Origin of the sequence: Streptomyces sp. NBC_01232, from assembly GCF_035989885.1 — a bacterium.
Taxonomy (GTDB): Bacteria; Actinomycetota; Actinomycetes; order Streptomycetales; family Streptomycetaceae; genus Streptomyces.
In genome coordinates, this window is the sequence record NZ_CP108518.1 from 1,526,279 (window position 1) to 1,543,545 (window position 17,267).

Annotated in this window: 13 protein-coding genes and 1 pseudogene; 8 read left to right on the forward strand and 6 right to left on the reverse strand. The window is 70.6% G+C overall.

Annotation, left to right across the window (positions count from 1 at the left end; translation table 11 throughout):
• Nucleotides 1–50: 50 nt before the first annotated feature.
• Together OG444_RS07190 and OG444_RS07195 are read right to left on the reverse strand one after the other, a co-directional pair.
• Nucleotides 51–2,528: a tyrosine-type recombinase/integrase gene (locus OG444_RS07190; protein ID WP_442810466.1), complete on the reverse strand. Its 2,478-nt coding sequence runs from the start codon at nucleotides 2,526–2,528 to the stop codon at nucleotides 51–53.
• Complete coding sequence (locus tag OG444_RS07195; RefSeq protein ID WP_327266685.1) at nucleotides 2,500–3,696, reverse strand: tyrosine-type recombinase/integrase; 1,197 nt, start codon at nucleotides 3,694–3,696, stop codon at nucleotides 2,500–2,502. Before OG444_RS07195 ends, OG444_RS07190 begins: the two co-directional genes overlap by 29 nt.
• A gap of 66 nt (nucleotides 3,697–3,762) precedes the next feature.
• On the opposite strand from OG444_RS07195, the pseudogene OG444_RS07200 reads away from it, so the two are divergent.
• Nucleotides 3,763–4,161, forward strand: a pseudogene (locus OG444_RS07200) (mismatch-specific DNA-glycosylase); the annotation flags it as partial.
• Nucleotides 4,162–4,501: 340 nt separating this feature from the next.
• Here the strand turns inward: OG444_RS07200 and OG444_RS07205 are convergent.
• From OG444_RS07205 to OG444_RS07215, 3 genes are read right to left on the reverse strand one after another with little or no spacing between them, the layout of a single operon-like run.
• On the reverse strand, nucleotides 4,502–4,939 hold the full coding sequence (locus OG444_RS07205; RefSeq protein ID WP_327261348.1) for a hypothetical protein: 438 nt from the start codon (nucleotides 4,937–4,939) through the stop codon (nucleotides 4,502–4,504).
• Nucleotides 4,940–4,979: 40 nt separating this feature from the next.
• The gene (locus tag OG444_RS07210) at nucleotides 4,980–5,729 is read right to left on the reverse strand and encodes an ABC transporter permease subunit (RefSeq protein WP_327261349.1); all 750 of its coding nucleotides are present in this window, start codon (nucleotides 5,727–5,729) and stop codon (nucleotides 4,980–4,982) included.
• 38 nt (nucleotides 5,730–5,767) lie between these two features.
• Nucleotides 5,768–6,679, reverse strand: a complete 912-nt coding sequence (locus tag OG444_RS07215; protein ID WP_327261350.1) for an ABC transporter ATP-binding protein — start codon at nucleotides 6,677–6,679, stop codon at nucleotides 5,768–5,770.
• Between the two features lie 108 nt (nucleotides 6,680–6,787).
• Between OG444_RS07215 and OG444_RS07220 the strand changes: the two genes are divergently transcribed.
• From OG444_RS07220 to OG444_RS07230, 3 genes are all read left to right on the forward strand, one after another.
• Nucleotides 6,788–7,960, forward strand: a complete 1,173-nt coding sequence (locus OG444_RS07220; protein WP_327261351.1) for a sensor histidine kinase — start codon at nucleotides 6,788–6,790, stop codon at nucleotides 7,958–7,960.
• Nucleotides 7,961–7,964: 4 nt separating this feature from the next.
• Nucleotides 7,965–8,615, forward strand: coding sequence for a response regulator transcription factor (locus OG444_RS07225; RefSeq protein WP_327261352.1), 651 nt, complete (start codon nucleotides 7,965–7,967; stop codon nucleotides 8,613–8,615).
• A 101-nt stretch (nucleotides 8,616–8,716) separates the two neighbouring features.
• Nucleotides 8,717–9,871 (forward strand): ROK family transcriptional regulator, encoded by a 1,155-nt coding sequence (locus tag OG444_RS07230; protein WP_327261353.1) that lies wholly within the window; start codon nucleotides 8,717–8,719, stop codon nucleotides 9,869–9,871.
• Nucleotides 9,872–9,928: 57 nt separating this feature from the next.
• On the opposite strand, the gene OG444_RS07235 is transcribed toward OG444_RS07230, so the two are convergent.
• Complete coding sequence (locus OG444_RS07235) at nucleotides 9,929–10,699, reverse strand: GntR family transcriptional regulator (RefSeq protein WP_327261354.1); 771 nt, start codon at nucleotides 10,697–10,699, stop codon at nucleotides 9,929–9,931.
• Nucleotides 10,700–10,987: 288 nt separating this feature from the next.
• Here OG444_RS07235 and OG444_RS07240 point away from each other — a divergent pair, with 288 nt between their 5' ends.
• The 4 genes from OG444_RS07240 to OG444_RS07255 all read left to right on the forward strand — a co-directional run bounded on the left by OG444_RS07240 (nucleotide 10,988) and on the right by OG444_RS07255 (nucleotide 17,244).
• Nucleotides 10,988–11,839, forward strand: a complete 852-nt coding sequence (locus OG444_RS07240) for an alpha/beta fold hydrolase (RefSeq protein WP_327261355.1) — start codon at nucleotides 10,988–10,990, stop codon at nucleotides 11,837–11,839.
• 223 nt (nucleotides 11,840–12,062) lie between these two features.
• Complete coding sequence (locus OG444_RS07245) at nucleotides 12,063–13,631, forward strand: alkaline phosphatase D family protein (protein WP_327261356.1); 1,569 nt, start codon at nucleotides 12,063–12,065, stop codon at nucleotides 13,629–13,631.
• 185 nt (nucleotides 13,632–13,816) lie between these two features.
• Nucleotides 13,817–15,280 carry a GNAT family N-acetyltransferase gene (locus tag OG444_RS07250; RefSeq protein ID WP_327261357.1) on the forward strand — a complete coding sequence of 488 codons (1,464 nt, stop codon included), beginning with the start codon at nucleotides 13,817–13,819 and terminating at the stop codon, nucleotides 15,278–15,280.
• Between the two features lie 248 nt (nucleotides 15,281–15,528).
• Nucleotides 15,529–17,244, forward strand: a complete 1,716-nt coding sequence (locus OG444_RS07255; RefSeq protein WP_327261358.1) for a DUF885 domain-containing protein — start codon at nucleotides 15,529–15,531, stop codon at nucleotides 17,242–17,244.
• Nucleotides 17,245–17,267 lie beyond the last annotated feature (23 nt).

The window sequence follows — 17,267 nt, forward strand, 5'->3', positions numbered from 1 at the left end:
AGTCAAGTTCCTCCAAAACGAGATTCGAACGATCATCAACCGCGCATAGCTCACTGGCCTTCGTCAACCCTTCTCGGCACGGGGATCCCTAGGTCCACGACTGGGCGCCGCGTTCGCTTTCGCGTCTCATCGCGCTTTGAACGGAGGAAGGTAAGCGTGAGATTGATTCCTTCGACCTCACCAAGCCAGTTCTCGTGCTTCGCCCGGCCTAGGCGGGCCAAGAGGTCCTCTTCGAGTTCTTCGAGGCGAGTAAGCATCTTCGGGTTGATTTGCAGCACCGGACAGCGAATGCAAGCATGTTCGTGCTGGCATGGAGTGCCGTAGGGCCTCCCACAGGAGCCGAGTTCGACCCTGCGGCGGTCAAAATGCTCTTCGAACTCTGACCACTCATCGTTCGTCGCGTCACGGTACTCGTCGTCAGGTCGGATCTCTCGGCGGTGCTGCAGATGTTCTTGATAGTGCCGGACGACGTCCTCGTCGAAGACGGCTACGTATCCACGGGTGGTCTGGATGTTGAGGTGACCCAGCAGGGCGGCGCCGATGTGGATCGGCAGGCCGCTGTTGACGAGCTCCGTCGCGAAGATCCTGCGGAAGTCGTGCGGGGTGAACTTCAGCCCGCGGAACTCGTGGTGCGTCTCAGCAAGCTGCTCACACAGTCTGCCCAGCATGACCTGGAAGGTCGCGCTGCTGAAGACCATCGGGGTGGTGCCGTTCTGCCGCTGGAACAGGAACGGCATCGGAGCACTCCACACCTTGTCGTGGTAGTCGAACCGGCTGACCAGCGGAATCGTGCGGCCACTGCGAGCATGGCGTCGGACGACTGAGGCGATGACGTGGAAGAGCTCGGCCGACATCGGGATGACCCGTTCGCGGTCGGTCTTCGAGGGAGCGATGACCAGCAGCGCGATGACCTCACCGTTCGCCCGCTGGTATTGGCGAATGCTCAGATGGGTCAGCTCGCAGAGTTCTTCGATGCGAACGCCTGAGTGACGCAGGGTCTCGACGGTGGCCCACTCCCAGAAGGCAGCTTCCTCATCAGTGCCGATGTGGACGATCCGGCCGCTGGCGACTTCTTGGACACGGGTGGGAACCTCGTCGCCGTGGCGGAGGAGTTTACGGTCGGCCTCGGTGCGGATGCGCCGATACTCGATGCCCTCGTGGATGAACGCCTCGCCTTCGGCGACCTTGTCGGCCCGCCCCAACAACAGGCGGGCGCGGTCGTAGCGGGTTTCGACGTGGTTGACCAGGAACGGCAGCAGCGGCTGGCGCTGCCGGGTGCGGTCGGCAGAGCGTTCGTTGATGCGCCGGCGCCGCGCTCCCAGGCCACGCAGTTCGGCGGGTGGGACGGGACAGGGGGCGACCCAGGCGGCCCAGCGTTCGGGTTCCTGGGCGGCCCAGGTGTGCAGGTCGTAGTAGAAGCTGCGCAGCGCAATGACGATGCTGTCCTGGCCGGCGCGGGGCTTGCCGTCGTCCTTAACGGTGATCATCTGGCGCCAGGTCGTGTAGTCCTCGGGCGAGATCCGCAGGTCTGCCTGATCCGGGTTGATCGTCTCGATGTTCTTCCAGAAGTGGCGGGTGAGCTTGCAGACGAGGTCCTTGAGGGTGGAGTAGTCAGTGTCGGCCTTGCGTCGGGTGAAGTATTCGATGAGCAGACCGCGCACGGATTGGTTGGAGATCTCGTACTGGTCGACAAGTTCCTCGATGCTGCGCTGCCCGCGTAGCAGGGCGGCCCGCATCGACTCGGGCGTGGACGGCGGGAAGTGCCCCATTGCGTGCAGGACGTTCCAGACGCCACGGCCGATCAGCCGGTTGGACGCCTGGCTGCCCGGTTGCAAGATGCAGCGAGCCTTCCGATTCTCGTGTGTGAAGTGCAGCAACGCGGCGGGGGTGACGTCGCTGAGGGCGACGCCCTGGACGGTCAACAGCATGCACAACTCGTTGATGGCGTCGCGGCGGTGCACCTGGCGAAACTGGTGGGTGCGCACCTGTTCGGCGTACTCGTTCAGGAGCTGATCTTCCTGAGCGGCGATGAACATCGCCCCGTAGTTGGGCAGCGGGTTCCGCCGGAAGGCGAGCGGGGTCGGCTGGACGACGCGCAGGCAGTAGAGAGCCCGGATCCCGGCGATGACGCCGATGCCCGTGGTCCGGCGCGTTCCCACTTCGTCAGCGGCCATCTCTCCTTGGCCGAGTGGGCTGGCGTCCCATCGCTGCTGCCACGTCTCCCCGCAGAAGTCGAGGAGGTACTCCAACAGCACGCGGGTGGAGTTCTTCCAGTTCAGGCTGGTTCCGCGGGGCGTGTCGGGCCAGATTACGGAGGAGCCGGCCACCTGCGAAAGGAGCGAGACGGAGGCAGTGGCGAACTCTCCATGCGGCCGGGGCAGGGTAGCCGCGACGGCAGGGCCGGGCGTGATGGGGCCACCGACGAATCGGCTGGGGAACTGGAGACCCTCGGCGACCGGGCCGTGGCGACGGCTGAGGCCGGTGGTACGGAGCTGTGTCTCAGGCACCGAACACCGCCGCAATGTCATCGGCGTCGTAGCCGGTGGGGTAGCTGCGTTCGACCCGCGGAGCGTTGTAGTGCTCGGTGAGCTTGTCGAAGATCTCCTCGACGCGAACCGCCAGGTAGCGGCTGGTGGTCTGGATGTTGGCGTGTCGCAAGACGGCCTGGACCTCAGGCAGGGTGAGCTTGCCACCGTTGGCCATGCGGTTGGCGGCTGTGTGCCGCAGATCGTGCAGCGTCCAGTTGGTGCCCAGGACCTCATTCGCACGCTGGATGACCCGGCGCATCGCCCAGTAGGTCATCGGCCGGTCCGCGCCGCGGCGGGTTCGCCACAGCGGCTCGTCCGGCGACGGCGTGCCGATCTCGTCGAAGTAGCGGGCCAGGCGCACGAACGCCTGCGGCGAAGCCGGGACCGGCTGACGCTCCCGAGTGCCCTTGGAAATCACGTAGATCTTCTGACCAGCCCAGTCGAGGTCGCCGATGCCGACGCCGAGCAGTTCCTCGGCACGGGCCCCGCTGGAGACGTAGAACTCCAGCAGTGCACGGTCGCGCTCGCAGCCCATGCGCTCGAACAACTCGTCCCAAAGTTGATCAGGGATCGACCTGGGCGGCCGGTCGGCGACCTTCTGCCGTAGCCGGGTCCGGCCGAGCACCGGCCTGGGCTCCAGCGGGCTGCGGTGAGCCAGGGCCCGACGCCGCTGCGGTGAGACGGGGACGGGATTGGTGACCGGGCCGTTGCCCTGGTGGGCATGGAACTCGTAGAACCCGCTCACGACCGACAGGGCGTGGTTGATCGTCCGTGGCGCGTACCCGGCTCGCAGGACCGGCTTACCAGTGCGCAGGTTCACCGATCCCGGAGCAGCGGCTCCGGCCGACTTGCGCTGCCGCTGGGGATTCGCCGCCGACCGCAACCACCCGGTCAGCACTGCACATTCCGCTTCGGTCGCCTTCTCCCAGACCACGCCGAGCAGCCACAGCAGCCGGAACCAGCGCAGCAGCCCGTACCCGTAGCTGCGGACCGTCAGTGGGCTGCTGTCGTTCAGGGCCAGGTCACGCAGATACGCGGTGACCGGCGCGATCTCGTCGTCGTACCCATTGACGACGATGTACGGAGGATGGATGCCCCGCGCCGGGATCACCGCCCCGACGCGGGGAAGCTCCGCCCGCCCCTCCATCAGCTCATATCGTAGATCCACTTCGCTCTCCTCGTTGATCTCAGGGACCGTCACCGAGAACAACGAGCAAAGATGGTGCAGATAACTGTGCACCTCTCGGGTTTCACCCCCCGCCGGCTGGCCCCCGCCGAGCAGGAAGAGCTGCTGACCTACCGCCTCGGCATCACCAACGTCGTGGCCAGGGCGACGGCCCGCGCCGACGAGCTGAGCGCCGAGGAGTTCCGCGAGGGCGGCCGCATCCTGACGGCCAAGGTGGAACTGCTGCGCCCCCAGTGGCTCGCGGTGGTCGGCGTCACGGCCTACCGCACCGCCTTCGGCGAGCGGAAGGCGAAGATCGGACCCCAGGAGCGGACGATCGGCTCCACCCGCATCTGAGCCCTCCCCAACCCGAGCGGTCTCAATGCCCACTGGACCGCCGAGTCGATGGCCCAGGAATACGCCCGCCTGCGCACGACCGCCGAAGCCGACGAGGCTCAGAGCTCCTGACGGAATGGGCTCATCACCTCGCCTCGCGGCTGACCGGGCACCGCAGGGATGTCGCTACCTGATGCGGATTCAGGACCGCGGCTTCAGCTTGAGCAGCGACGGCTGAGGCACGAGTTCGTCCGGCGCCGCCGGTAGATGGTGCAGCTGGCGAGCTCGAGGAAAGCGCCGTGCATACCGTCGCGGGTCTCCCACTAGATCCTCAAGGCATCGGGACCGGTGCAGGTGGGCGAATGCGCGCTCCACGACCCAGCGGCGGATGCCGATCCCGACGGAACGGCTTCGAGCAGCGGAACGAGCTGGAGGTGTCGGGGGTGCCAGGTTCTCGCCGCGAGGCAACGACTCAGGGCGGGTCGACGACCGTGACCCCCGCCATCAGTCGGTACGGGTCGTCGCAGTCCCACTGCGCCACGTAGACCACCAGCCAGTGGGCGCCGACCCGCCACAGGTGCACGTGGTCGGTGCTGTTGCCCATCTCGCCCCACGGCTGCGGTATCTCCTCGCCGGCGAGCCCGCGGTCCATCAGCGTTCCCAGACCGAAGACCTGCGCCTCCCCCCACCGGTCGGTCGCTGCCTGGGCGAGCGCTCCGTACTCGGCACCGATCTGGTCCGCCGACTCGATCCGGCCGGAACCGTCGTCGTCCCAGAAGTCCCGCGTCCGGGCGAGCTGGACCAGGTGGAAAGCCGGGCCGCTGCTGTTTCCTCCGGTCCGGACCGGCTCGGGCGGGAAGTCCTTCGCCCGGAGCCGGTCGATCGTCTCGAGGTGCTCTGCCGTGGTCATGCCGTCAGTATCCCGAGGGCCACTGACAACTGGCCCGACGTCACGCGTCCCGGCGCCGCACCGCCAGCCACCCGCCCAGCACCGCCGCTGCCGCCCAGAGCGCGAGCACACCCAGCCCGGCCCAAGGGCCGAGGTCGCCGTAGTGCTGACTGCGCATCATCGCCTGCCCGGCCCGGTCCGGCATGAACTGTCCCACCCCGCTCGCCGCCGAGCCGACGATGAAGGACACCATCACGACGAAGGGTATGAGGATGCTCAGGACGGCCACCCCGCTGCGCAGCACCGCCGTCAGCCCGGCCGCGAACAGCGTCATGAGCGTCAGGTAGAGGCCGCAGCCGACGACGGCCCGCAGGGTGCCGGGGTCACCCAGCTCGAGTGCCCCTCGCCCCATGAACGCCTGGCCCACCACGAAGGTCAGCAGCCCGGCGAGCTGGCCGACGCCCAGGGCGAGTGCGCCCAGCATCGAGATCTTCGACAGGTAGAACCGCGTGCGGTCGGGCACAGCGGTGAGACTGGTGCGCAGGGCTCCGTCGTGGAATTCGGCGGAGAAGGCGGTCGCGCCGAAGGCAATGGCCGCTATCTGACCGAAGTTGAGTCCGTAGAAAGCGGCCAGGAGCGGATCGTCCCCCATGCTGCCCTCCTCGGCCTGGCCCAGCGCCGCGGCCGTCAGCGTCTGGATGCCCACGGTGGCGACGAGGATGGATATCAGCGACCAGAAGGTGCCCCGGAGAGACCGGATCTTGATCCATTCCGAGTGCAGTACGGGGGTTGTGAGCAGAGCGGCGCTCATGGCGGAGCCTCCTGAAGGTGCGAGAGCGGACAAGACGGTCAGTGGGTTGCGGTGAACTGCGCGTGGTCGGCGGTGAGGTCCAGGTAGGCCTGTTCCAGCGAGGCCCGCTCGTCGGAGAGTTCCAGCAGCGGGATCCCCTCGCGGGCGGCCAGAGCGCCGAGCTGCTCGGCCTGTACGCCCTCGACGGTCCATCGCCCGTCGCCCTCGGTCTCCAGCGCCAGGCCGTCCCGGGCCAGGGTGGCCCGCAGCCGGATCGGATCGGAGGTCCGCAGTCGTACCTTCGGGGTGCTGCGCGCGTCGATGAACTCCTCCATCGAGGTGTCGGCCAGCAGCTTGCCGTTGCCGAGGACGACCAAGTGGTCGGCCAGCGCCGAGGTCTCCGACATCAGGTGGCTGGACACCAGGACGGCTCGTCCTTCGGCGGCGAGAGAGCGCATCAGCTCGCGGATCCAGATGATGCCCTCGGGGTCGAGGCCGTTGGTGGGCTCGTCCAGCAGGAGCACTCCGGGGTCGCCCAGCAGCGCGGCGGCGATACCGAGGCGCTGACGCATGCCGAGTGAGAAGGACTTGATCCGCCGCTTGGCGACGGAGGCTATGCCGGCCTGCTCCAGGACCTGAACCACCCGGCTCGGCGGGATCCGGCCGGCCGCGGCGAGCAAGCGGAGGTGGTCAAGGGCGGTGCGCCCGCCGTGGGCCGCCTGGGCGTCCAGGAGGGCGCCGACGCGGTGCAGGGGGTCCTGGAGGTCCAGATAGTGCCGGCCTCCGATGGTGGCGCTTCCGGACGTGGGCCGGTCCAGGCCCAGGAGCAGGCGCATCGTGGTGGACTTCCCCGCGCCGTTGGGGCCGAGGAATCCGGTGACCCGCCCGGGCAGGACATCGAAGGTGAGGCCGTCCACCGCACGGTGGGTGCCGTACTGCTTGGTGAGTTCTCGGATCTCGATGCTGTTCATGGCTCAAGACTCGCCGCCGGCCCCACCCCCCTCCCTCCCCCATGCGAGGGTGCCGTCTCCCCCACGTGGGGGAGACGGCCGTGAGCGGGCCGCTGAGACCATGGAGTCATGTACCGACTGCTGCGGGCTCCCTTCCAACCAGTGACCTACTCACGCTGGTTGCACCTGTGCGTGCCTCTGCTGCTGCTGGCCATATGGATGTTCATCGTCCCCGAGTGGCCGTGGGGGCCCATGCTGCTCGTCCTGCCCTTCGGGCTGGTGCCCTGGGTGCGGCTGGCCGAGGGGCTCCAGGCGCAGTTCCTGCTCACGCCGTACGACCGGGACTCCGCCGACAGCGCGATAAGCCTGGCTCCGTCGGCCCGCTGGGGGGACCGCTGGCGGACCGTGCTGTGGCTGGAGACGCGGATGGTCGTCGCGGTCGGTGCGGTCGGCGCCACCGTCTGGCTGCCGACGATCGCGGTGGAACTCGTCGCGATCGCGCTCGGGCATCCTGTGGGCAACGACTTCCTGCCGTTCGTGCCCGGGCGCTGGGCCGCCGCGCTGCTCGTGCCCGTACCGCTGGTCCTGCTCATCGTCATCGTGTCACTGCTCGGCGAGTTGATCACCGCGGCCGCCACCCGCCTGCTCAGCCCGTCCACGGCCGAGCGACTGACCGCGCTGGAGGCACGCACCGAGCAGCTGCTGGAGCGCACCCGCATCGCGCGGGAACTGCACGACTCCATCGGGCATGCCCTCACCGTGGCCGTGGTGCAGGCGGGGGCGGCGCGCGCCGCGGGTGACGCCGCCTTCACGGAGCGGGCACTGTGCGCGATCGAGGAGACGGGCCGGGCCGCTCTGGAGGATCTGGAACGGGTGCTGGGGGTGCTGCGGGAGTCGGGGCAGCCGCCGTCGCAGTGGCCGACGCTGGTGGAGGCCGACCGGCTCCTGGAGTCCGCACGGGCCTCCGGCTCCGCCGTGGACGCGCAACTGACGGGAGAGCTGGCGAATCTGCCGGGTCCGGTCACCCGGGAGGGGTACCGGATCCTGCAGGAGGCGCTGACCAACGTGCTGCGGCATTGCGGACCTGTGCCGGTGCGCGTGCGGGTGGAGATGGCCGCCGGCCGCCTCGACCTGGAGGTGACGAACCCGCTGCCGGAACGCCCCGGCGTCATGCTGGGCAGCGGCAGCGGGCTGCGCGGGATCCGGGAGCGGGCCGCGCTGCTGGGCGGGAAGGCCGAAACCGGTCTGTACGAAGGGGGTTGGAGGGTGCGCGCCCGGCTGCCGCTGGAGCGAATACGCTGACCGGATGCCGGTTACCGTACTGCTCGTCGACGACGAACCCCTGGTGCGCGCGGGTCTGCGCGCCGTCCTGGACGCCCAGCCCGACATCGAAGTGGTGGGTGAGGCGGCCGACGGCGCCTCCGTGATCCCGCTCGTCCGCCAATTGCGGCCGGACGTGGTCGCGATGGACGTGCGGATGCCGCTCCTCGACGGGATCGAGGCCACCCGTGCGGTGCTGCGAACGGTGGATTCCCCGCCGAAGATCCTCGTGGTGACCACGTTCGAGAACGACGAGTACGTCTACCAGGCGCTGCGGGCGGGAGCCGACGGCTTCCTGCTGAAGCGGGCCCGGCCTTCGGAAATCGTGCACGCGGTCCGGCTGGTGGCGGAGGGCGAGACGCTGCTCTTCCCGGCGGCCGTGCGGGCGCTGGCGGCGGAGTACGGGAACCGGCAGGCCCGGGCGGTGCTGGAGCGGGCCGCCCTGACCGAGCGGGAGGAGGCGGTCCTGCGGCTGATGGCGCGGGGGCTCACGAACGTGGAAATCGCCGCAGAGCTGATCATCGGCACGGAGACGGTCAAGTCCCACGTCAGCGCGATCCTGGGGAAGCTGGGGGCGCGGGACCGGACACAGGCGGTGATCACCGCGTACGAGTCGGGGTTCGTGTCCCCCGCCTGAGGGAAGGGTTGCTTCCGGCCGATGGGGGGGCTGCTTCTCGCCGACATGGCGGGTGGGCAGTACGATCCGGCTGACAAGCTCGCTAGCTGGGAGGACACACGTTGGGGCAGCTGACCGGCGGGGATCCTTCTCTGCTCCGACGGATCAATTCCGCCGTGGTGCTGCGCGCACTGCGGTCGGCCGGTTCGCCGACCCTCACCGACCTCACCCGGCTGACGGGGCTCTCCCGGCCGACCGTCGAGGGTGTCGTGGAGGGACTGATCGGGACCGGGCTCGTCGTCGAGGCGGATGCCGAGGAGGGCGCGCGACGGCAGGGACGCCCGGCCAGGCGGTTCCGCTTCCGCACCGAGGCGGGCCATCTGCTCGGTATCGAGATCGGCTCGCACCGGATCGCGGTGCTGCTGTCCGGGCTGGACGGCCGCGTCATCGGCGCCGGCACCAAGGACGTCGCGGAAACGGCGTCCGCCGACGAGCGGCTGGAGCGGGTACGGGCGGCCGTTGCCGACCTGCTGCGCCGTGCCGGAGTGCCGCGGGACTCGCTGCGGGCGGTCGGGGTCGGCAGCCCCGGGATCGTCGAGGCGGACGGTACGGTCCGCCTCGGCACCGCGCTGCCCGGCTGGACCGGTCTGCCACTCGGGGAACGGCTGCGGCGCTCGTTCCGCTGCCCGGTCCAGGTGGAGAACGACGCCAATGCGGCGGCGGTCGCCGAGCACTGGAAGGGTGCGGCACGGGACACCGGCGACATGGTGTTCGTGATGGCGGGTCTCAGCCCCGGCGCCGGCTCACTGATCGGTGGCCGGCTGCACCGGGGCTTCGGCGGCGCCGCCGGCGAGATCGGCGCCCTGCACCTGCTGGGCCGTGAGGTCACGCCCGAGCGGTTGCTGTCGACCACCGGTGAGCCACTGCATCCGCTGGACGAGCCGGCCGTCGCCGAGGTCTTCGCCATGGCCAAGCGCGGTGACGAGCGGGCGGTGGCCGCCGTGGAGCGGTTCCTGCAGCGCCTGGTGCACGACGTGGCGGCGCTGGTCCTGGCGATGGATCCGGAGCTGGTGGTCGTCGGCGGCTGGGCCGCCGGCCTGGACGGGGTCCTGGAACCCCTGCGCCATGAGCTGGAGCGCTACTGCCTGCGCCCGCCGCGGGTCGCTCAGTCCATGCTCGGCGAGGCCGCGGTGGCGACCGGCGCCCTCCGGCTCGCGCTGGACCACGTCGAGGAGGAGCTCTTCGCGGTGGAGAAGACGGTCACCGCCCGCCCCTGACGCGTATGACGCGCGACGGCCCGGCCCCACGGTATGGGGCCGGGCCGTCGCGCGACGTCAGGAGGCGACGCGCGGCTCGTGGGTGATCTCGACGTTGCCCGAGTCGCCGAAGGTGAGGCGGCAGGTGTCCGCGCGGTAGGTGGCCACCGAGACCGCCGCGGTGCCGGCGGTGGTGAAGTAGCGCGTGGTGACCAGGAGCACCGGGGCTCCGGGCAGCCGGTCCAGTTCCTTGGCGTCGTCGGCGCGGGCGGAGCCGAGCTCCACCGAGCGGTCCTGACCGTCGAGGACCAGGCGCTGCAGTTCGCGCAGAACGGCGCGGGCGCGGGCAGGTCCGGCCGGGGCCTCGATGGCGGGCAGTCCCGGCACCGAGGCGGCCGGGACGTAGAGGAGTTCGGCGGCGACGGCCTGGCCGTGGGTGACCCTGGTCCGGCGCACCGTGTGCACCGGCTGGTCGGCGGCGAAAGCGCCGCCGGTGCCGAGGAGCTTCAGTACCGCGGGCGTCGGCAGGGTCTCGGCCGCGTCGACCGGCTCCCATCCGTCGACGCTCTCGCCGGGCCAGCTGTGCTGGGCGCTGCCGACGGCGACGCCGACGCGCGGCGGGGCGACGGTGGTGCCCACCCCGCGGCGGCGCTGCAGCCGGCCTTCGAGCTCCAGCTGCTCCAGCGCCTGACGCAGGGTCGCGCGGGCGACGCCGAAACGGGCGGCCAGCTCACGCTCGTTGGGCAGCACCTCGCCGACGGCGAAGTCCTGGTCGAGCGCCTCGCTGAGGACGGTCTTGAGGTGCCAGTACTTCGGCTCCGGCGCCGTTTCGAGCTGCGTGGTCCCCACCCTGACTCCTCCTGCCATCGCCGCACTCGCCGTGTGTTCCAGCGGCAGTTCCGCGCCTTTGTTTATTAAAGGTTCCTGCACTATCCCTGCGACGATAGGACGGCGCACCCCCTTGGTCAAGACCAATGCTCGTACCTTTGCCGGGCAGAACGGGCATACGTATCAAGCCGTTCACGGGATGTTCTCGTGGGCCCGGAAGGCTTGTAGTCAAGGGCTACCGGACGGTAATCATGGCGGTAGGCACTACTGACAGCCTGTCTCGCACGCGTCCAACCGACGAGGAGCAGCATGACCGCCACGGTCTCCTTCACGATCGATTCGCCGCTCGGCCCCCGCACCACCACCGTCGCCTACGAACGCAAGGGCGCCGGCGAATCCCTTCTTCTTCTGCACGGCATCGGCCACCACCTCCAGGCCTGGCACCCGGTGATCGACATCCTGGCCGCCGAGCACGACGTGATCGCCGTCGACCTGCCCGGCTTCGGCGCCTCGGAGCCCCTGCCCAAGGGTGTTCCTTACTCCCTGGGGACCGTCGCCCCGGCCCTCGGGGCGCTCTGCGCCGCCCTCGGTGTCGAACGCCCGCACGTCGCGGGCAATTCGCTCGGCGGTCTGCTCGCCCTCGAAATGGGCCGGAGCAACCTCGTCCGTTCGATCACCGCCCTCTCCCCCGCCGGGTTCTGGACCGAGGGCGAACGCCGCTACGCCTTCGCCGCGCTCCTCGCGATGCGGGCCGGCGCCAAGGCGCTGCCCGTCCCCGCCGTCCGGCGGCTCTCGCGCACCGCCGCCGGCCGCGCCGCGCTCACCGGCACCATCTACGCCCGCCCGTCGCGCCGTCCGGCCGAGGCCGTGGTCGCCGAGACCCTCGCCCTGCGCGATGCCACGGGCTTCGAGGACACGCTGGCCGCGGGCGGTTCCGTACGGTTCACCGATGACGTACCTGGCCTGCCGGTCACCATCGCCTGGGGCACCCGCGACCGGCTGCTGCTGCGCCGCCAGGGCATCCGGGCCAAGCACACCCTCCCCGGCGCCCGGCTCGTCCGGCTCCCGGGCTGCGGCCACGTCCCGATGAACGACGATCCGGCGCTCGTCTCCCGGGTGGTGCTGGACACGGCCCGCAGCACGCGGCTCGCAGCCGCCTGACCGACCGGCCGTCTTACCGACCGACCGACCGACCGACCAACCGACCAACCGACTGACCGACCAACCGACTGACCGGCCGGCCGGCCGGCCGACGACTGAACAGGTGAACGAAATGAGCGGCTGACGGCTGTTCATCCGCGGTTCGCGTGGGCGACGCGGCCGGGCCGGTGTGCGACGGCACGCTGGTCCGACCCGTCCTCGCCGGCCCCAGGAGACGTACCCGATGGCATCGATCCCGCACACCCGACGGTCCCTCATCGGCGGTTCCCTCGCGCTGTCCTCCGCGCTGATCGCCTCTCCCGCGCTCACCGTCCCCGCCTTCGCCCGCTCCGGCCGGCCGAACGCGCTCTGGGGCGTCCAGTCCGGCGAGATCACCGCCCACTCGGCCACAGTGTGGACCCGCAGCGACCGCCTGGCACGGATGTACGTCGAGACCTCCCCGAGCGAGGCGTTCCGCTACGCCGTACGCCGCCACCACGGCCCGCTGCTCGGCCCGTCGAGCGATTTCACCGGAACCACCGTCCTGCGCGACCTGCCGCCCGGCCGGCAGATCCACTACCGGGTCGTCCTGACCGACCCCGACGACCCCCGCCGCAGCTCCGCGCCGGTCCACGGCACCTTCCGCACCACCCCCGTCTCCCGCCGCCACGACGTCCGCTTCCTGTGGTCCGGCGACCTGGCGGGCCAGGGCTGGGGCATCAATCCCGATCTCGGCGGCTACCGCGTCTTCGAGGAGATGCGGCTGCGCAACCCCGACTTCTTCCTCTTCAGCGGGGACACCATCTACGCCGACGGGCCGATCAAGGCCACCGCCCCGCTGCGCGACGGCAGCCTCTGGCGCAACGTCACCACCGAGGAGAAGGCGAAGGTCGCCGAGACGCTCGCCGAGTTCCGCGGGAACTTCCGCTACAACCTGCTCGATCGCAATCTGCTCGGATTCAACGCCCAGGTCCCGGTCCTCGCCCAGTGGGACGACCACGAGGTGCGCAACAACTGGTACCCCGGCCAGCTGATCGACGACCCCCGCTACACCGTCAAGGAGGCCGACGTCCTCGCCTCCCGCGCCCGCCGCGCCTTCGGTGAGTACTTCCCCGTCACCGACCTGCGCGGCGGCCGCGCCGAGGGCCGGATGTACCGGGTGATGCGGTACGGCCCGCTGCTCGACGTCTTCGTCCTCGACATGCGCACCTACCGCAACGCCAACTCCCCCGGCACGCAGACCGACGACCCCGTCGGCATCCTCGGCCCCGAGCAGCTGGGCTGGGTCAAGCGCGAGCTCTCCCGTTCCCGCGCCACCTGGAAGGTCATCGCCGCCGACATGCCCCTGGGCATCGTCGTCCCCGACGGGGCCGCGAACTTCGAGGCGGTCGCCCAGGGCGACCCGGGCGCCCCTCTGGGCCGCGAGCTCCAGATCGCCGAACTCCTGCGGCACATCAAGCACCAGCGCATCACGGGCACCGTCTGGGTCACGGCGGACGTGCACTACACCGCCGCGAACCACTACGCGCCCGAGCGGGCCGCCTTCACGGACTTCGCGCCGTTCTGGGAGTTCGTGTCCGGCCCGATCGGCGCCGGCGGCTTCCCGGCCGGGCGGCTCGACGCCACCTTCGGCCCGGAGACCGCGTACGTACAGTCGGCTCCGTTCGCCAACATGTCACCGTCCGAGAATCCCCCGTACTACGGCGAGGTCGACATCGACGGCGACAGCGGGGAGCTGACGGTCCGGTTGCGCCGCCAGGGAGGAGACGTACTCTTCACCCGGACGCTCCAGCCCGGGCGCGTGGGCCAGTAGGCCCCGAATCTCGGAAGCCACCAAGCCCTGAAGGCCCGAGGGACCGAGGGACCGAGGACGCGACGGACCGAGGGCCCGACTCCGAGCATTCCGGAAAACTGGATGAAATCGGCCAGATGGACACTTAACCAGTCGGTCACAGATCGTTCGTGATCACGCAACACCCCTGCGCCACAGTGGTGTGCATGACTGACCGTGACCTCACCTCCGCCCAGCGTCCCCACCGTCACCACCACTGGCGCCGCGACGTCGTCGAACTCGCCGCACTGTTCTGCGCCGTCGCGGTCGCCGACGCCATCGCCAATCTCGTCGTGCACGGCCCGAGGGGCCCGATCCTGCTCGTCGCCTCGGCCGTCACACTCCTGGTGACGGCGGCTTTTCACACCTGGTGGGCCCGGCGGCACAGCCATGCACCGCCGCCCCGGAGCAAGGCGCCCACCGATCCGGAGCAGCTCCCGCCCGCCACCACACCGTCCGGCGCGTCCGGCACCACCGGCACCACCACGACCGAAAGCAGCACCGCGCTGTGGCGCATGCGCACGACCGTCCGGGACGAGCCCGGTTCCCTGGCAGCCCTCTGCACCGCCTTCGCCCGTAACAGCGTCGACATCCTGACCCTCCAGACCCACCCGCTCCCGGAGGGGGGCACGGTCGACGAGTTCCTGCTGCGCGCCCCGCAGGAGCTCCCCTCCGCCGACCTCACCCGGGCCGTCTCGCGCGCCGGCGGCCACAGCACCTGGATCGAGCGCGCCGACGCGCACGACCTGGTCGACACCCCGACGCGGGTCCTGGGCCTGGCCACCCGCACCGCCCTGGACGCCGCCGAGCTGCCGCTCGCACTGCGCCAGCTGCTCGGCCGCTGCACCATCCACTCGATCCCGGCGACCACCCTCTCCGGCCGCCCCAACGCCGGTGCGGACGCCCCCGTCGAGGGCGTCCTGGAGGCCACGGTCATGCGGCTGCGCGATCCCTCCGGCGGCGCCATCACCGTGGAGCGGCCCTACCTCCCCTTCACGCCGACCGAGTTCGCCCGGGCCCGCGCCCTCGTCGAGCTCGACGCGCGGCTCGGCCCCCGCGTCCCGCGCAGCCAGGACGTACTGACCCTGCCCGAGGGCAACGAGATCACCGTGCGCCGTGCCGACGGCTCCGACCTGGCCGCGGCCCGTGCCATGCACGACCGCTGCTCGGACCGCACCCTGTCGCTGCGCTACCACGGCCCGGTCTCCGACGCCGACCGCTACCTCGGCCACCTGCTGAGCCCCCGCTTCGGCCGCACCCTCGCCGCGACCACCGCCTCCGGAAAGCTCGTCGCCCTCGGCCACCTCCTGTGGGACGGCGACGAGACCGAGATCGCGCTGCTCATCGAGGACGACTGGCAGCGCCGCGGCGTCGGCTCCGAACTGCTGCGCCGGCTCCTCGCGATGGCCGTCGAAGCCGGCTGCGACAGCGTGTACGCCGTCACCCAGTCCTCCAACACCGGCATGGTCGCCGCGATGCGCGGCCTCGGCCTCCCCCTCGACTACCAGATCGAGGAGGGCACCCTGGTGATCACGGCCCGGCTGGACGCGACCCCGGTCGCCTCCAGGCTCGCCTACGAGCTGCCCCGCGAGCTCCCCCACGAGCAGTCGGCTCCGCAGGGCCGGCGCTGAACGATCCGTCCGGACCGGGACCCTCCACGGGTACCCGGCTCCGGCGGGCTCCGACGGGAGCCGACGGGATCCGGCCAAACTGCGAGCGCCCCACCACCGTCCAATGGCTCCCTGTACCGCGAAGTCGCTTGCTGCATAGGCCTGTTGGCTGTTCGCCGCCCCCACCGGCGCCCCCACTCCGGCCCACGTCAGCAGCCCGCCGCCAATGGGTGATGACGGGAACCCGTCTCACATACGAAGATGGCCGCATGTCAGAGATCCTCCACAACGGCAGCGCACCCCAACTGCCCCGCCAGGTGGCCGACGCGTACGTCGACGACCTCATCGCCCTCGACCCGATCACGGGCACCTACCTCGGTGTCGCCGCGAGTTCGGGCAAGCTCCCGGACTTCTCCCCGGCGGGCCGTGCGGCCGTCGCCGAGCTCAACCGCGAGACCCTCGAGCGCCTCGACGCCGCCGAGTCCGTGCCCGGCGCCGACAGCGACGCCGAGCGCCGCTGCGCCCGGCTGCTGCGCGAGCGCCTCACCGCCGAGCTCGCCGTCCTCGAGGCCGACGAGGACCTGTGCGCGGTCAGCAACATCCACAGCCCCGCGCACTCCGTCCGTGAGGTCTTCTCCCTGACCCCCGCCGACACCGACGAGGACTGGGCGGCGATCGCCGAGCGTCTGCGCGCCGTACCGGCCGCCTTCGACGGCTACCGCGAGAGCCTCGCCCTCGGCCTGGAGCGCGGCCTGTTCGGCGGCCCCCGCGCCACCACCACCATGATCGGCCAGCTCACCACCTGGGCCGGCCAGGACGGCTCCGAGGCGCCCTTCTTCGAGGGCTTCGTCTCCGCCGCTCCGCAGTCCCTGCACGCCGAGCTGCGCGCCGAGCTGGATGCCGCGGCCGCCGGCGCGACCGCCGCCGTCATCGGACTGCGCGACTGGATGACCTCCGTGTACGCCCCTGCCGTCGAGGGCAGGCCGGACACCGTGGGCCGCGAGCGGTACGCCCGCTGGTCCCGCTTCTTCAACGGTACGGACCTGGACCTGGACGAGGCGTACGCCTACGGCTGGTCGGAGTACCACCGGCTGCTCGCCGAGATGAAGTCCGAGGCGGCCAAGATCCTCCCGGGCGCCGGGCCCTGGGAGGTGCTCAAGTACCTGGACGAGCACGGAGCCCACATCGAGGGCGTGGACGAGGTCCAGGCCTGGCTCCAGGGCCTGATGGACGAGGTCATCGAGAACCTCGACGGCACCCACTTCGAGCTCGCCGAGCGCGTGCGCAAGGTGGAGTCCCGGATCGCCCCGCCCGGCGGCCCGGCGGCCCCGTACTACACGTCCCCCTCGGAGGACTTCTCCCGCCCGGGCCGCACCTGGCTGCCCACCATGGGCCTCACCCGCTTCCCCGTCTACGACCTGGTGTCCACCTGGTACCACGAGGGCGTGCCGGGCCACCACCTGCAGCTCGCGCAGTGGACGCACGTGGCGGACCAGCTCTCCCGCTACCAGGCGACCGTCGGCATGGTCAGCGCCAACGCCGAGGGCTGGGCGCTGTACGCGGAGCGGCTGATGGACGAGCTGGGCTACCTCAAGGACGCCGAGCAGCGCCTGGGTTACCTGGACTGCCAGATGATGCGCGCCGCGCGGGTCATCGTCGACATCGGCATGCACGTGGGCCTGAGGATCCCGGCGGACTCGCCGTTCCACCCGGGCGAGACCTGGACGGTGGACCTGGCGCAGGAGTTCTTCGGCCTGCACAGCGGCCGGCCTGCGGAGTTCGTGGAGAGCGAGCTGACCCGCTACCTGTCGATGCCGGGGCAGGCGATCGGATACAAGCTGGGCGAGCGCGCCTGGCTGCTGGGCCGGGACAACGCACGCGCCGCGCACGGAGATTCCTTCGACCTGAAGGCCTGGCACATGGCGGCGCTGTCGCAGGGGTCGCTGGGCCTGGACGACCTGGTGGACGAGCTGTCCAAGCTCTGACACGCGGGGGGCGCTGCCGCTCC

Coding starts and splice junctions, on each gene's coding strand:
- OG444_RS07190 (WP_442810466.1), bottom strand. CDS start 2,528: ATGACATTGCGGCGGTGTTCGGTGCCTGAGACACAGCTCCGTACCACC.
- OG444_RS07205 (WP_327261348.1), bottom strand. CDS start 4,939: ATGACCACGGCAGAGCACCTCGAGACGATCGACCGGCTCCGGGCGAAG.
- OG444_RS07245 (WP_327261356.1), top strand. CDS start 12,063: ATGGCATCGATCCCGCACACCCGACGGTCCCTCATCGGCGGTTCCCTC.
- OG444_RS07215 (WP_327261350.1), bottom strand. CDS start 6,679: ATGAACAGCATCGAGATCCGAGAACTCACCAAGCAGTACGGCACCCAC.
- OG444_RS07255 (WP_327261358.1), top strand. CDS start 15,529: ATGTCAGAGATCCTCCACAACGGCAGCGCACCCCAACTGCCCCGCCAG.
- OG444_RS07240 (WP_327261355.1), top strand. CDS start 10,988: ATGACCGCCACGGTCTCCTTCACGATCGATTCGCCGCTCGGCCCCCGC.
- OG444_RS07225 (WP_327261352.1), top strand. CDS start 7,965: ATGCCGGTTACCGTACTGCTCGTCGACGACGAACCCCTGGTGCGCGCG.
- OG444_RS07220 (WP_327261351.1), top strand. CDS start 6,788: ATGTACCGACTGCTGCGGGCTCCCTTCCAACCAGTGACCTACTCACGC.
- OG444_RS07250 (WP_327261357.1), top strand. CDS start 13,817: ATGACTGACCGTGACCTCACCTCCGCCCAGCGTCCCCACCGTCACCAC.
- OG444_RS07210 (WP_327261349.1), bottom strand. CDS start 5,729: ATGAGCGCCGCTCTGCTCACAACCCCCGTACTGCACTCGGAATGGATC.